We start from the raw sequence: 13700 nt of genomic DNA, 5'->3' as shown, positions 1-13700 counted from the left end.
TTATTTTAGCTGTGTTTTTTTTAACATTTATATAATAGTTCTGCATCATCCTATAACCACTCTTTTGCTGCTTTGTAGTTGTTAGGGAGGTAAGTAAGGTATTGTACCATTCGGGGTAATTTTCCGTGGTTTGCAGTAGCGCAATGCGGCAGCCTGTTATCCCAAATAATAAAATCGCCGGCACTGGCTGTTACAGGAACAGGACTCAGCATACGCAATGCTTTATCCCTGGGATTTTCATCCGGGGATAATTGCTCCAGCCAGGATTCAAGCTTGTTGTGAAAGCCCGGTACACAATGAAAGGCTCCGTCATCGGTACCACAATCGGTAAGGTACAGTAGTCCTTGCATGGCAAAAGGGACAGGTGTTTTAAGGCTTACGTCCCAATGCAAATTACTACCCATGAAATGGTATGAATTTGTTTCCGGAGGGTTAAAGCTCACTTTGTCAATAACTTTGTGAATAGTGTCCGATTTGTAAAGTTGTTCATAAGCTTTGCGAATTCTTAGCGATTGCCTGTTTTTATTTAGGGTTTCATGGTCTGAGAAATTAAGCATCAAACCCTTTTTCTGTTCGTGGGTTTTATACCATGATGTTTCGTCGTCAGGTGATGCGTCTAAAAAATCCCATATTGCCTGTTGGGTGGCTAAACAATCTTCCTCGCTTATGACATTTTTTACTATTATGTAGCCGTTGTTCTCCCAAAATTTAAGATCTTCCTTGGTAAGTACATCTTCAATGTCTTTCTCCTTAGTGATGTTATCTTTTTTTCTTTGGGCTAACCATGTTTTAAAGGTTTGCAAATCCGGTTTTTCAAAATAAAGGTATTGCAGGGTATTTTCCATGCTTATTCCGAGTCCATATAATGCTTCCATTTGTTCGTTCCAGGATTCGCCATCATTTTTAATATCCGGATTTTTTGATTTTTCCCATAATTTTTCAAGTATGTCGTAAGGCATGTTTTTTTAATGTTTATTTTCAAAAATAGAAAACAAGGCAATACGGTAACAGCGTAGAAATACCTGAGTTTATCTTAACTAAAATTGATATTTTAAATAACTGATGATATACACCGTAAAACTGAATGCTGTTTGTATTTGATTGTAATATACTTTAACATCTCAGTCTTTTCTTTTAACCTGTTATTAATTACATTGCAGCAGAATATCAATAGGTTGAGGTTTATAGAAGATGAAGAAGCAGGAGTATGCCATAGTAGATATTGAAACCACAGGAGGTAACGCGAGCGGCAGCCGCATTACCGAAATTGCCATTATTATTCATGATGGCATTTGTGTTATTGACCGTTGGGAAACATTGGTCAATCCGGAAAAGGAAATACCTGTTCCTATTTTTGCTTTAACAGGCATCAATAATGAAATGGTACGCGATGCTCCCATTTTCGATGATATTGCCGATAAAGTTTACGAATTGCTGAATAACAGAATTTTCGTTGCGCATAACGTAAATTTCGATTATTCGTTTGTTCGTCACCAGCTTGAAGAATCAGGGTTTAAATGGACAGCACGAAAACTTTGTACTGTTCGCGCTACCCGAAAGATAAAACCGGGACTTGGTTCATACAGTTTAGGGAATCTTTGCCGGTCGCTAGATATAACCATTGAGCACCGCCATCGTGCAGGTGGTGATGCCGATGCTACTGCTATTTTGTTTTCACGTTTACTGGAATGGGATACCGATAACGAGATCGAAAAAATGCTGAAGAAAACAGCACAGGATCAGCGACTGCCACCTAATCTTCCACCATCCGATTTCGAACAATTACCCGAAAAACCGGGAGTGTATTATTTTTATAATGAGGCTAAAAAGGTAGTATATGTTGGTAAGGCTGTAAACCTGAAAAAACGTGTTGCATCACATTTCAGCGGGCATAAGATTACGCCTCAAAGGCAAAATTTCCTCAGGGATATTTACGGAATATCTTTTGAAGTATGTGCTACAGAGCTAATGGCGTTACTTTTAGAATGTTCCGAAATAAAGAAACTTTGGCCGGTTCATAACAAGGCGCTAAAACGCTTTGAGGCTAAATATGGTTTGTATGACTACGAAGCCCGAAATGGTTATCGATATCTTGCTGTTGGGAAGCTGACTAAATTCCAAAATTCTATTCAGACATTTGGCAATCTCTATGAGGGTGTCAACCTTTTACAGAGCCTTTCGAGGGAGTTTGAGATTGATCATCGTTTTTGCAAATACTGTGTAGAAGGTGAAAAGGAAGGTAGTTACAAATACGACGCTGTAGATTTACCCGATGTAGAGGTTCATAATCAGCAGATTCAAAACGTTATCGATTTTATTATTGACAACAGGCCAAGCTTTGCCATTGTTGACAAAGGCAGGTCAGCCGATGAACGCAGTTGTATTTGGGTTGAGAACGGTCATTTTTATGGAATGGGGTATATAAGCACGGATATAGGCATTGAAGAACCTTCTGAAATAAAAAACTATGTCACTCCCTACAGAAGTAATGATTATATCATGCAACTTATAAACAGTTTTGCAATGCGTTATCCCGGAAAGGTTTTAAAAAGCTTAAGCCTTACTAATTAAACGTCTGTCGGAATTCCATTGGTGACATATCGGTTTTCTTTTTAAAGAGTGTACTGAACGATTGTGCGTGTTCAAAGCCAATTGCATAAGCTATTTCACTTATAGAAAGGTTAGTTGTAGAAAGCTTTTCTTTAGCCTTTTCAATTAGTTTTTCGTGTATATGTTGTTGGGTATTTTGCCCGGTGTGTACACGCAGCAAATCGCTAAGGTAATTTGGCGAAAGATTCATCAGTCCGGCAATGTGATTCACAGTGAGCAGTTGTTTTGGAGCGTCTGTAACATCATTAAAATAGCTATCTATTATCTGCTCAAATTTTATGAGTAACTGATGGTTGTTGTTTTTTCGGGTAATGAATTGGCGTTCATAAAATCGTTTAGAATAATTGAGAAGTAACTCGATTTGCGAAAGAATAATTCCCTGGGTATGCTTGTCTATATGGCTATACTCTTTATCAATCTTCTGTAATATTTCGATAAGGTCATTTTCTTCCTGAGCAGAAAGGTGCAATGCTTCGTTTACTGCATAGGAGAAAAAGCCATAGGTATGAATAGTGTTTGCCAATGGATGTTTCAATAAAAAATCCGGATGGAAAATAAGCAAATCACCAGACCCGCATTCTACTGTTTCTAAATCAAGATGCTGAACCTGGTTGGGAGCCGTAAAGCTTAAAACGCCTTTGTCGTAATCATAATGCTGCTGTCCATATTTTATTTTTCCCTTAGCTTCCCTTTTTAAGGCTACACAATAAAAGCGGTTTACAAATCCTTTCCATATATCATCTTCGAGAAAGATACATTCGGCTAGGTTAATAACACTTACCAATGGATGACGCGGTTCAGGGAGTGACAATAACTTGTGAAATTCCGATATGGATTTAATTGCATTCATAGTACTAATTTAGTGATTACATATAACAGAAGAAAGGCTGCATTGTTAAAAATGCAGCCTTATTTTTTTAGTCAATAAGTCCCATACTGAACTCATCATACGGATTGCCGGTATCTGTTCCTAATGGAACAATGCTTTCCAGTTTTGACAATTCTGCCAGGCTCAGTTCAATAGCTGTTGCAGCTATGTTTTGTTCCAGGTATTTTCTTCTTTTCGTACCCGGTATTGGTAAAATGCCTTTACTTATGATCCATGCCAAAGCCAACTGCGAAGATGTAATACTTTTTTCTGCAGCCATGTTCTCTATCGCTTTTACCAGTTCCAGGTTTTTATAGAAATGCTCTTCCTGAAAACGTGGTATTGCACGACGGAAATCATTTTCAGGCAGGTCATCTATACTACGGATTTCACCCGATAAAAAGCCACGTCCAAGAGGAGAGTAGGCAACAAAACCAATTCCCAGATCGTTTAGGATTTTAAGGATGCCACGTTCTTCTACAGTTCGCTCGAATAAAGAGTATTCACTTTGTACTGCCGTAACAGGATGAACGGCATGCGCTCTTTTCACAGTTTCCGAAGACACTTCAGATAGACCTATATAACCTATCTTACCTTCTTTAACCAGTTCGCTCATGGCACCAACGGTTTCTTCTATTGGTGTATTCTTATCAAGGCGGTGCATGTAATACAGATCGATATAATCGGTGTTGAGGTTTTTTAGCGAGCGCTCAACAGCTTTTTTTACATATTCTTTTTTGCCGTTAATGGCCCATGTTACCTGATTGTTGTCGTCTATTTCCCAGCCAAATTTACTGGCAATAATATACTTGTCACGATTGTTTTTAATGGCTTTTGCAATAAGCTGCTCATTTTTAAATGGGCCATACAGGTCTGCAGTATCTAAAAAATTACCGCCCAGCTCTAATGATCTGTGAATGGTTGCTATAGCTTCCTGCTCATCTGCGGGCCCATATATGTTTCCCTCCTGAAAGCCTGTCATACCCATACAGCCTAAACCAACTACAGGAACTGTAAGCCCCTGATTTCCTAATGATATCTTTTTGATTTGCATGTTTTAGTTTTTTACAGGACAAAGTTCGGTATCATTAAAAAGTCAGATGTATGCAAATCCCTGAAGCTTGTATGTAAATCAGGGATAATAAAAAAGCCCTGTAATTACAGGGCTTAAACTTTATCTAATGCCAGATATGCAGAAGGTGTTTTTCCAAATCGCTTTTTAAAGGAATGCGAAAAATGCGAAAGGCTTTCAAAACCAAGGTCAAGATAAATAGACGATGGCTTTTTGTTTTTCTTTTCGATGAGGTGTAATGCCTCTGATAGTCTTTTTTCGGTTAACCAATGCCTTGGCGCCATTCCGAATATCTTCTGAAAATCACGTTTAAAGCCGGCAAGGCTTCTCCCTGTTAAGTAGGCGAATTTTTCAACCGGCATATTAAAATGGTAATTGGTTAGCATAAACTTCTCCAGATCTATTTTATGTGGTTCAGAAAAGTCAAATAGGAAATCCTTTAGCTCTGGCATAGTGTGCAGCAATAATTGTACGGCCTCACGAACTTTAAGTAATCCCATTGATTCGGTTATTCCTGCTTCTGAATTTTGCACATACGGCATTATCGACTGAAAAAAGCCCCGCAAAAAATCATTTCCCGGAATAAGTACGTTAAGCGGCCCATTGTATTTATTTACAGGTTCGGTATGTTGCTCGAGCGCAATTTTTCTCAACATTTCTTCCTGAAGACAAATAACAATGGTTTGGTAATCCCTGCCATTGGTTGGTAGCTTGGTAATTTCGCCCAACTGGTTTTTACGTATCAACAGCATCTGTCCATCGGTCATAGAAACAGTCTGTCCTTCTGTTTCAAGTGTAAAATGTCCCGACACCTGCATTACAAGTGTATTGTGCTCAAAGAATCCTATTTTGTCCTTTCTCATTTTAGAGAGATAAGAATAGAATATTATTCCGGGTACTATTTCGTTGGGATTTGTCATTAGGTAAATATACTAAATTCTTATCGCTGAAGATATGTGCCACCAAGTATAGATCCAACTGCAAAATTGGTGTTTAGTGCATTCATTTCTTCAGGAGTAAATGTAATTTCCATAGCTTTCATATTTTCCGGAAGCCTTGACCTTTTGCTCATACTTACCAATGGCATGATGTGGTCACCCTGAGCATTAACCCATGCAATAGCTAATTGAGTTGGAGTGAATCCTTTTTCGTTAGCAATGGCTTTAAGTACTTCTACCTTTTCAAGGTTTTTTATCAGGTTCTCTCCCTGAAAGCGTGAAAAATGATTTTGGTAGTCATTTTCGGCTAGAGGAGCTTTCATGTTTCCGGTTAACAGTCCTTCTGCAGTATTGGCAAATGCTACTACGCCTATACCGAGTTCTTTTGCTGTAGGCAACAGATCAGTCTCTATCTGGCGGTCAGCTAATGAATAACCTATCTCTAAAGCCGATATAGGATGTATGCTGTTTGCCTTGCGAAGTTGCTCTGGAGTGATTTCCGAAACACCAAGGTGGCGTACTTTACCTTCTTTTATCAAATCAGAGATTGTTCCGATTATATCCTCTAAAGGCACACTGCCATCCATACGGCAAGGCTGATACAGGTCGATGGTGTCTATACCTAAACGGGTAAGAGAGTAATTAATAAAGTTTTTGATAGCCACCGGGCGAAGGTCAAGGCCAATCCATTGTCCGTTGTAAAATATAGCCCCAAATTTAACGCTGATGAAAGCATCATCCCTGCGTCCTTTTATGGCTTTGCCTACCAGCATTTCGTTGTGACCGCTTCCGTAAAAATCTCCAGTGTTTAAAAAGTTGATACCGTTATCCAATGCCTGCTGAATGGTAGCAATGCTTTCGTTTTCGTCATTTTGAGCGCCACCCCATACAGAGGACATACGCATACAGCCTAATCCCAGTTTAGATACTAGGGGGCCATTGTTGCCAAGCTGAATCTTTTTTATTGTTGTCATTATTAATTTTTATTGATGATTAACATTGCAAAGTTCAGCATAATGCAGCGTTGCTGTTTTCGTGCACAGCTCAATTTAGTTGTCTGTACGGCTCACAGAAAAATCTATTTATTATCAAGTAATCTTTTTTTGATGCGGCTTAAAGATTGGTTTTTAATGCCAAGGTATGAAGCTATGTGAAAGGAGGGTACACGCTGTACTATGTTAGGATGCTGCACTAAAAGGTTTTGGTAACGCTTTTCGTGGCTAAAGAACAACAACTCTTCAGAACGCCCTTGTGACTGATTGAAGAAATGTTCTGCCAGTATCCTGCCAAAGCGTTCCCAGGGTTTATGGTTTGCATACAGATTTTGCAAATCGTCATAAGGCAAATACACCACTTCAGCATCTTCAAGTGCCTCAATGTAATATACGCATGGATATTGGTAAAGAAAGCTACGGAAGGATACAATGAATTGTCCTTCGGAGAAAAAGAACATATTTTTCTCTTCATCCGTTTTCTCATCATAATAATATACCCTGAAGATGCCTTTTACAACAATGCCCAAATCTTTACAGACGATGTTCTGTTTGTTGTAAAAGTCGCCTTTATGTATTTCGCGCCTGCGCCATAAAGAGGCGCTAACGGAAATATCGTTTTCCGTTAGCGCCGCAAATGATGTTAATACGCTGTTTAAAATCGCTGTCGAATCAGTACTCATTTTTAATATTCTGCATTTTCGCTTTGCGATAAAAGTAGAAATTAATTTGTTTCAGAAAGGCTTCTGTTAAGCTTTCTTTGTTTGATAAACTGGAAAACCGATCCGGCAATAAACAGTACAAAAAATATAAGTAACACCTGCTGTATTATGGGGGCAGTAGGGTCTTTTGCGAGAGGATGACCCAATGGAACACGCGTCAGGGTCTCGTTTACTGTCGGTACAAGCGACAGGAAGAAACTAAATGACAATAAGAAGTTCTCGAAAAAGCGTACTTTTGTGTTTCCTTTCTTCTTTAAATGAAGGATAAAAGCTATTACTACCAGTACAACGATGAACAGGGAAAAAATATGCCCCGGATTAAACGCTCCGTGTTTGGTAAAGCCTAAAGCTGTTAATGATGTAACTACCGTGGCATAAAAATAGATTTTACCGGATAGTTTACTTAAACTGATCTTTCCGAAATTAATGAATGATATTAATGCGGCAACAATGGCAAGTATACCGATAACTGTGTGAAAAATACCTAAGTTTGAAAGTCCCATATTTTTTTATTGCAAATTTTCACAACAATTAAATATGGGAAATTCACTTAAGTTAATTTACTATAATTTTTTTGGTTTATATAGCTAATACCGGTTTTGACAAATTACATATCCTGTGTAATAAGCTGACGGTGTTTTAGTCCCCATTCAGCAAGGTCGTTAATTATAGTCCTGAGCGTAAGTCCGTATTCTGTTAACTGATATTGCACCGTTATAGGCTGAGTATCGAGTACTGTGCGCTTTACAAGCTTATTCATCTCCAGTTCCTTCAGTTCTTTGCTCAGCATTTTGTTAGAAATACCGTTTACATCATTCAGTATATCCGAAAATCTTCTTTGGTTGTAATAGCAGATAGAAGAGATTATGGATATTTTCCATTTGCCGTTCAATACATCCATTGTATCATGAATTGCCATTATCTCTTTTGTGTGGGCCGGATTACAAGGGTTGTTACTCATAGGTTACTAGGTTTCTCAAATGTTACTGTTACTTTTTGTAACAAAGTTACTTAAATAAACTAAAGTAGCCTAATTTTGCAGTGTAACAATAAAATATTTACAATGAGCTTTAATAATAAAAACGTAGTTATAACAGGTGGAACAACGGGAATAGGTTTTGCCACCGCAAAGGCATTTATTAACGAAGGAGCAAACGTATGGATTACCGGTAGATCTTCAGCTAACCTGGAAAAAGCAGCAGCGGAGATCAATAATTCAAGGTTAAAAACAGTTGTTTCTGATACATCTAAACTAGCAGATATTGCTATTCTTGAAAAAGCAATCGCTGAAACAGGTAACAAGGTTGATGTACTTTTCCTTAATGCAGCGATAGCAACTTTCGGTCCGATAGATCAGGTAACTGAAGAAGAATTTGATGCGCAGTTTAATACTAATGTAAAAGGGCATTTCTTTACGCTGCAAAAATTCATTCCTCATCTTTCTGAAGGAGCATCGGTAATAATTACATCATCGGTAGTGGCAACTGCGGCAAACATAGGTACAAGTATTTATTCTGCAACGAAAGGTGCAATAAACAAGATTGCACATATTGCAGCAAACGAACTTGTAGACAGAAAGATCCGCGTAAACATGGTGAGTCCGGGCCCTATACAAACACCGGGTTTGGAATCTGTTGCGACAGCTGAGGCTAAAGAATACCTTGCTTCTGCGACGGGGCTGCAAAGACTAGGTGAGGCTGACGAAATTGCTAAAACGGTATTGTTCCTTGCTTCCGATGCGGCGAGCTTTATTACCGGAGCTGACATAGTTGCCGATGGTGGTTATACCCGTTATGCAATGAAATAATATCAGAAAGCTTTTAATTTAAAAAGGGCAGAAACATCATAAGGTGTTTCTGCTTTTGTATATAATAAGGTCTGTAATCACGATATGTTTTCTAAATTTACGCCTATGGAATACAATTTTAGAAAAGCGCAGCCTGAAGATGCTTCCCAAATATGGGACATATTACAACAGGCAATAGACAGGCGTAAAGAAGATGGTAGTAAACAATGGCAGGATGGGTATCCTAATCCTGATGTTATACAAAATGATATAGAGAAAGGCGTTGGCTTTGTGCTGACCGATGGGGATAAAATTATTGGCTACAGTGCTGTGTTAATTAATGACGAACCCGCTTATACCGGCATTGAAGGCAAATGGATTACTAATGATGATTTTGTAGTGGTGCACAGGGTTGCTGTTTCTTCGGATTATATAGGGCAGGGCTTGTCGGCTCAAATCTTAAAACATATAGAAAGCTATGCTTTAGATAATAACATCCACAGTATAAAAGCTGATACCAATTTTGACAATCCTGCCATGATGAAGATATTCGAAAAGCTGGGTTATGTATACTGTGGTGAAGTTTTTTTCAGGGGCAGTGCCAGAAGAGCCTATGAGAAAGTATTGGAATAATCCAGATAAAAAACAAGAAACCCGGAAATTTCCGGGTTTTTCTTTATAATTATAAATAAAGATTACTTCTTTACATATTTAGTAAGGATAACAATTTGCTGTCCTTCTATTTTCCCTTCAATTTGTTCGTGGTTGTCGTGAACAAGACGAATATTTCGTACTGCTGTACCAATTTTAGCATTCAGCGTTGAACCTTTTACATCAAGATCTTTAATAAGCGTAACGGTATCGCCATTCTGAAGGATATTACCGTTACTGTCTTTGTGCAATTGCACTTCTCCGTCGCCGGTATGGTCTCCGGTAGCTTTAGCCCATTCCAGGTTCTCATCATCAAGGTACATCATGTCAAGCGCATCGGCTGCCCAGCTTTCGTTACGGAAACGGTTCAGCATACGCCATGAAACTACCTGTACAGCAGGAACCTCACTCCACATAGATGTAGGAAGTACGCCCTGCCAGAACTTACTGTCAAGCTCTTCTTTTTTGTCTATCTGGTTCAGGCATTTTTCGCTGATAAGTATAGAGCCGTCAGCACCCGTATTTTGCGCTGGTGGTACTTCATATATTACAAGGTTATCTGTAGTACCGCTTAATTCACATGTATTTCCGCTTCTTTGTTTTATTGCGTCTTCTAATTTCATTTGATGATCGTTGTATTAGGCTGCAAAGGTACAGAAATAGGGGGAATGGTTATGGTTTAAATACCTGATTAAAGGAATAATCTTATTTTTTTTTATTTTGGTGAAATGTTATTTGAAATGAAAAAGACCTTCATAAAAACAAGTTCCTCATTTCGGCTAAGTTTCTACTCAATTTGGCTACATCTATAATACGCTACCTGCCGAACTTTGTACTATCAATTTTAAAAACATATAAATTATGTCAGATCAAAAAACAACAGATAGTACAAAAGTTTGGTTTATTACAGGAGCATCACGTGGGTTTGGCCGTGTGTGGACAGAAGCAGCGTTAAAACGCGGTGATAAAGTAGTTGCTACGGCACGTAATCTTAAAAGCATTGCTATGCTTAATGAACAGTTTGGCGATAACGTACTTACGCTGGAACTTGATGTTACCAATGCTGCTCAGGCAAAAGAAGCGGTACAAAAAGCGCATGCTCATTTCGGCAGGCTTGATGTAGTGCTTAACAACGCGGGTTATTCATTGGTAGGTACAATTGAAGAAGCCAGTGCCGAGGATGTAAAGGCGATGTATGATACTAATATTTTTGGTGCAGTTGCTGTTATACAGGCTGCTTTGCCTATACTAAGAGAGCAGGGGTATGGTCATATACTGGGAACATCAAGTAATCTGGGACATGTAACACTTCCGGTTATTGGCTACTATGCCTCGTCTAAATGGGCCTTTGAAGCAATACACGAAAGCCTTTCAATAGAGGTTAAAGACTTTGGTATTAAAGTAACCATTATCGAACCGGGTGCTTATGCTACAGAATTTGGCAGTCAGGAGTCGCTTAAGTTTGCGCCGGGAATGGAGGTTTATGAAGATTTTAAAAACAACTTCTTCCAAAACCTGCAAAACCTAGAGCGTGGTAACCCCGATGCTACTCCGGCAGGATTATTTGCTGCGGTAGATTCAGAAAACCCTCCATTGCGTTTGTCTTTGGGTAGTAATAACCTGTCTTGGGTAAAAGGTGCCTATGCTGAGCGTATGGCCGAATGGGAAGCCTGGGAAGATGTGGCTATCGCTGCACAGGGCTAATTAAAACAATGAGGGATAACCGGTAGTCTGCTGATTATCGGTTATCTTTATATAAATTTTGAGGAAATGAAAAAAGAAGAGAACCTGCCGTATAATTTTACTTCGCTAACCGAAGCAGCGAGGACTTTTGGCCTGCCGGAGCCTAATCATCCGCTTATAACTATACTTGGCGCAGAAAGTACTCAGGTGGTGGAGCGTTATGTTCCGCAGTCGCATGTGCTTAACTTTTATAAGATATCCTATAAGCCCCGCCTGAGCGGTCGCATAAAATACGGACAGCATTACTACGACTTTGATGAGGGTGGACTCCTTTTTGCAGCACCCGGTCAGATAATTGGGAAAGACGAAGATCATGGTGGCGTATGTTCGCAGTATACTTTGCTTATACATCCCGATTTTTTACTCACTTACCCTTTAGCAAAAAAGATTAAGCAATATGGTTTTTTCTCCTATTCGGCTAATGAGGCATTGCACTTGTCAGACAAAGAAAAGGCAGTTATAATTTCTATTTTTGAGATTATAGAAGAGGAGTTAAATAGCCGTCTCGACGATTTTAGTCAGGATGTTATTATCTCACAAATTGAACTCTTGCTTAATTATGCCAACCGTTTTTACCGACGTCAGTTTATTACCCGCAAAGCGGTAAGCAACGATTTGCTTCAAAACCTTGAAGAGATACTGGATGAATACTTTGGTGAAGAACAGTCTGCTAATAAGGGGATACCCACAGTACAGTGTCTTGCAGGCAGGTTACATATATCTCCAAGCTATCTTAGTGATATGCTGCGTTCTCTTACCGGACAAAATGCCCAGCAACATATCCATAATAAGCTTATAGAAAAGGCGAAAGAGCAACTGTCAGTAACAAGTCTTTCTGTTAGTGAAATTGCTTATAGCCTCGGTTTTGAGCATCCGCAATCGTTCAGTAAGTTGTTTAAAACTAAAACCAGTCTTTCTCCTGTAGAGTTCAGGAGGAGTTTTAATTAATAAAAAAACCGCTACTGTTGTGTAGCGGTTTTTTTATGACTATGATAAGCTGTTGAGCTAGTGATATTATTTTTTGTCGGTTATATAATTCAGTTCTGTTACTCCCGAAGAAAACTGTTGGCTAGATAATAGTTTTAAAGGCATCTTGTTTTGTCCTTCTGTAAATAATGGAATGCCTTTTCCTAAAACGATAGGATTTACAAAAAGCCAAAAACCGTCAATCAGGTTTAGATTAAGTAATGAGTGGGTTGCTGCCGGACTCCCAAAAAGCAGTATTTCAGAGCCGGACAGCTGTTTAATTTCATTTATACTATTAACAAGATTATCGTTTATGATGGTTGTATTGGTAAAATCCTTTTCGTTAAGCGTATTTGACAATACTATCTTGTGTGCGTTTTTATACCACGCCGAATGTTCAATGTCATGTTGTGAAGCATTTGGTTTGTCTGCTGCGGTAGGCCAGTAGGCTTCCATCATCTGGTAAGTTGTACGTCCGTATAACGCGGTGTCTCCCTGACATATTCTTTTCTCTACATGATTAAAGATTTCGTCGTCAACTTTTATCCAGTCCATCTCGCCATTTGGTCCGGCAACAAAGCCGTCAAGGGATATGTGCATAAATGAAATTATTTGTCTCATAATGTTCGTTTGTTGTTTTTGTAATGACTCAAAGATATGTTATATGAATTATTACATAAATGTGCATTAAAGACAAGCGGGAGGGGAGAATAGGACAAAAATTTAATTTACAAACCTTTCATCGTATTTCGCAATACAGTTCGATGACGTAAATGCCCCTCTTTTTTGGCTCTTTTGTACCTTAGTTATTTAGTGGTTAATGGCTACATTTGAGAAACTTAAAAACAAAAGTAATGGCAATAATCAATCCTCATATTAACTTCAACGGTAATGCCGAAGAAGCGTTTACATTTTACAAATCAGTATTTGGCGGAGCGTTTACAAATGTTATTCGCCTGAAAGATTTGGCCGGTCCTGAATTTCCGGTGCCAACGGAAGACGAAAACAAAATTATGCATATCGCCCTGCCTATTGGTGGCAACCTGCTGTTGGGAAATGATGTCCCTGCATCTTTGGGGAAAGTAAATGAAAATGAGAACAGGAGTAAAATTGCGATTAGCGCAGCGAGTAAAGAAGAGGCCGATAAATTATTCAATGGCCTTTCAGCCGGGGGTAGTGTAGAATTTCCTATTGGAGACAGTCCGTGGGGTTCTTACTTTGGGATGTTCAGGGATAAATACGGTATTGAGTGGATGGTTGATTTTATACCGGGGAAATAATAGTTTAAGGTTATACTCCCAATAACGAATGGGATTCCGCTTTGCGGCTTCCCACAAAGCTCCGCTTAACAT

16 protein-coding genes are annotated in these 13700 nt (G+C 38.9%); 6 read left to right on the top strand and 10 right to left on the bottom strand.

Going from position 1 to position 13700, the window contains the following annotated elements; genetic code table 11:
• Nucleotides 1-50 precede the first annotated feature (50 nt).
• Nucleotides 51-959, bottom strand: coding sequence for a phytanoyl-CoA dioxygenase family protein (locus tag DEU42_RS08060; protein ID WP_114757786.1), 909 nt, complete (start codon nucleotides 957-959; stop codon nucleotides 51-53).
• 232 nt (nucleotides 960-1191) lie between these two features.
• Between DEU42_RS08060 and DEU42_RS08055 the strand changes: the two genes are divergently transcribed.
• Complete coding sequence (locus DEU42_RS08055; RefSeq protein ID WP_114757785.1) at nucleotides 1192-2571, top strand: exonuclease domain-containing protein; 1380 nt, start codon at nucleotides 1192-1194, stop codon at nucleotides 2569-2571.
• Here the strand turns inward: DEU42_RS08055 and DEU42_RS08050 are convergent.
• The 7 genes from DEU42_RS08050 to DEU42_RS08020 form a co-directional block, all read right to left on the bottom strand.
• On the bottom strand, nucleotides 2564-3460 hold the full coding sequence (locus DEU42_RS08050; protein WP_114757784.1) for a helix-turn-helix domain-containing protein: 897 nt from the start codon (nucleotides 3458-3460) through the stop codon (nucleotides 2564-2566). The two genes, DEU42_RS08055 and DEU42_RS08050, sit on opposite strands and share 8 nt — an antisense overlap.
• 67 nt (nucleotides 3461-3527) lie before the next feature.
• The gene (locus DEU42_RS08045) at nucleotides 3528-4532 is read right to left on the bottom strand and encodes an aldo/keto reductase (RefSeq protein ID WP_114757783.1); all 1005 of its coding nucleotides are present in this window, start codon (nucleotides 4530-4532) and stop codon (nucleotides 3528-3530) included.
• Between the two features lie 113 nt (nucleotides 4533-4645).
• Nucleotides 4646-5413, bottom strand: coding sequence for a helix-turn-helix domain-containing protein (locus DEU42_RS08040; RefSeq protein WP_199509071.1), 768 nt, complete (start codon nucleotides 5411-5413; stop codon nucleotides 4646-4648).
• 77 nt (nucleotides 5414-5490) lie between these two features.
• Nucleotides 5491-6462: an aldo/keto reductase gene (locus DEU42_RS08035; RefSeq protein ID WP_114757781.1), complete on the bottom strand. Its 972-nt coding sequence runs from the start codon at nucleotides 6460-6462 to the stop codon at nucleotides 5491-5493.
• Nucleotides 6463-6566: 104 nt separating this feature from the next.
• Nucleotides 6567-7163 carry a Crp/Fnr family transcriptional regulator gene (locus DEU42_RS08030; protein ID WP_114757780.1) on the bottom strand — a complete coding sequence of 199 codons (597 nt, stop codon included), beginning with the start codon at nucleotides 7161-7163 and terminating at the stop codon, nucleotides 6567-6569.
• Nucleotides 7164-7204: 41 nt separating this feature from the next.
• Nucleotides 7205-7705 carry a hypothetical protein gene (locus DEU42_RS08025; RefSeq protein WP_114757779.1) on the bottom strand — a complete coding sequence of 167 codons (501 nt, stop codon included), beginning with the start codon at nucleotides 7703-7705 and terminating at the stop codon, nucleotides 7205-7207.
• Between the two features lie 104 nt (nucleotides 7706-7809).
• Nucleotides 7810-8163 (bottom strand): winged helix-turn-helix transcriptional regulator, encoded by a 354-nt coding sequence (locus tag DEU42_RS08020; protein WP_114757778.1) that lies wholly within the window; start codon nucleotides 8161-8163, stop codon nucleotides 7810-7812.
• Between the two features lie 102 nt (nucleotides 8164-8265).
• Between DEU42_RS08020 and DEU42_RS08015 the strand changes: the two genes are divergently transcribed.
• Together DEU42_RS08015 and DEU42_RS08010 are read left to right on the top strand one after the other, a co-directional pair.
• Nucleotides 8266-9009 carry an SDR family oxidoreductase gene (locus DEU42_RS08015; protein WP_114757777.1) on the top strand — a complete coding sequence of 248 codons (744 nt, stop codon included), beginning with the start codon at nucleotides 8266-8268 and terminating at the stop codon, nucleotides 9007-9009.
• Between the two features lie 105 nt (nucleotides 9010-9114).
• The gene (locus DEU42_RS08010) at nucleotides 9115-9621 is read left to right on the top strand and encodes a GNAT family N-acetyltransferase (RefSeq protein ID WP_114757936.1); all 507 of its coding nucleotides are present in this window, start codon (nucleotides 9115-9117) and stop codon (nucleotides 9619-9621) included.
• A 62-nt stretch (nucleotides 9622-9683) separates the two neighbouring features.
• Here the strand turns inward: DEU42_RS08010 and DEU42_RS08005 are convergent, their stop codons facing one another.
• Nucleotides 9684-10262, bottom strand: coding sequence for a PhnA domain-containing protein (locus DEU42_RS08005; protein ID WP_114757776.1), 579 nt, complete (start codon nucleotides 10260-10262; stop codon nucleotides 9684-9686).
• Between the two features lie 238 nt (nucleotides 10263-10500).
• On the opposite strand from DEU42_RS08005, the gene DEU42_RS08000 reads away from it, so the two are divergent.
• Together DEU42_RS08000 and DEU42_RS07995 are read left to right on the top strand one after the other, a co-directional pair.
• Nucleotides 10501-11343 (top strand): SDR family NAD(P)-dependent oxidoreductase, encoded by an 843-nt coding sequence (locus tag DEU42_RS08000; RefSeq protein WP_114757775.1) that lies wholly within the window; start codon nucleotides 10501-10503, stop codon nucleotides 11341-11343.
• 66 nt (nucleotides 11344-11409) lie between these two features.
• The gene (locus tag DEU42_RS07995; protein ID WP_114757774.1) at nucleotides 11410-12330 is read left to right on the top strand and encodes a helix-turn-helix domain-containing protein; all 921 of its coding nucleotides are present in this window, start codon (nucleotides 11410-11412) and stop codon (nucleotides 12328-12330) included.
• 66 nt (nucleotides 12331-12396) lie between these two features.
• On the opposite strand, the gene DEU42_RS07990 is transcribed toward DEU42_RS07995, so the two are convergent.
• Entirely contained in the window at nucleotides 12397-12969 is a 573-nt protein-coding gene (locus DEU42_RS07990; protein WP_114757773.1) for a dihydrofolate reductase family protein, read from the bottom strand.
• Nucleotides 12970-13202: 233 nt separating this feature from the next.
• On the opposite strand from DEU42_RS07990, the gene DEU42_RS07985 reads away from it, so the two are divergent.
• Nucleotides 13203-13628 carry a VOC family protein gene (locus DEU42_RS07985; protein WP_114757772.1) on the top strand — a complete coding sequence of 142 codons (426 nt, stop codon included), beginning with the start codon at nucleotides 13203-13205 and terminating at the stop codon, nucleotides 13626-13628.
• Nucleotides 13629-13700 lie beyond the last annotated feature (72 nt).

The sequence above is a fragment of the Flavobacterium sp. AG291 genome, assembly GCF_003350375.1.
GTDB lineage: Bacteria > Bacteroidota > Bacteroidia > Flavobacteriales > Flavobacteriaceae > Flavobacterium > Flavobacterium suzhouense.
This window is presented reverse-complemented; position numbering and strand designations above follow the sequence as displayed.

What these genes read in the sequence shown, in the direction of transcription:
- DEU42_RS08060 (WP_114757786.1), bottom strand. Translation starts at nt 959, where the DNA reads ATGCCTTACGACATACTTGAAAAATTATGGGAAAAATCAAAAAATCCG.
- DEU42_RS08055 (WP_114757785.1), top strand. Translation starts at nt 1,192, where the DNA reads ATGAAGAAGCAGGAGTATGCCATAGTAGATATTGAAACCACAGGAGGT.
- DEU42_RS08050 (WP_114757784.1), bottom strand. Translation starts at nt 3,460, where the DNA reads ATGAATGCAATTAAATCCATATCGGAATTTCACAAGTTATTGTCACTC.
- DEU42_RS08045 (WP_114757783.1), bottom strand. Translation starts at nt 4,532, where the DNA reads ATGCAAATCAAAAAGATATCATTAGGAAATCAGGGGCTTACAGTTCCT.
- DEU42_RS08040 (WP_199509071.1), bottom strand. Translation starts at nt 5,413, where the DNA reads ATGAGAAAGGACAAAATAGGATTCTTTGAGCACAATACACTTGTAATG.
- DEU42_RS08035 (WP_114757781.1), bottom strand. Translation starts at nt 6,462, where the DNA reads ATGACAACAATAAAAAAGATTCAGCTTGGCAACAATGGCCCCCTAGTA.
- DEU42_RS08030 (WP_114757780.1), bottom strand. Translation starts at nt 7,163, where the DNA reads ATGAGTACTGATTCGACAGCGATTTTAAACAGCGTATTAACATCATTT.
- DEU42_RS08025 (WP_114757779.1), bottom strand. Translation starts at nt 7,705, where the DNA reads ATGGGACTTTCAAACTTAGGTATTTTTCACACAGTTATCGGTATACTT.
- DEU42_RS08020 (WP_114757778.1), bottom strand. Translation starts at nt 8,163, where the DNA reads ATGAGTAACAACCCTTGTAATCCGGCCCACACAAAAGAGATAATGGCA.
- DEU42_RS08015 (WP_114757777.1), top strand. Translation starts at nt 8,266, where the DNA reads ATGAGCTTTAATAATAAAAACGTAGTTATAACAGGTGGAACAACGGGA.
- DEU42_RS08010 (WP_114757936.1), top strand. Translation starts at nt 9,115, where the DNA reads ATGGAATACAATTTTAGAAAAGCGCAGCCTGAAGATGCTTCCCAAATA.
- DEU42_RS08005 (WP_114757776.1), bottom strand. Translation starts at nt 10,262, where the DNA reads ATGAAATTAGAAGACGCAATAAAACAAAGAAGCGGAAATACATGTGAA.
- DEU42_RS08000 (WP_114757775.1), top strand. Translation starts at nt 10,501, where the DNA reads ATGTCAGATCAAAAAACAACAGATAGTACAAAAGTTTGGTTTATTACA.
- DEU42_RS07995 (WP_114757774.1), top strand. Translation starts at nt 11,410, where the DNA reads ATGAAAAAAGAAGAGAACCTGCCGTATAATTTTACTTCGCTAACCGAA.
- DEU42_RS07990 (WP_114757773.1), bottom strand. Translation starts at nt 12,969, where the DNA reads ATGAGACAAATAATTTCATTTATGCACATATCCCTTGACGGCTTTGTT.
- DEU42_RS07985 (WP_114757772.1), top strand. Translation starts at nt 13,203, where the DNA reads ATGGCAATAATCAATCCTCATATTAACTTCAACGGTAATGCCGAAGAA.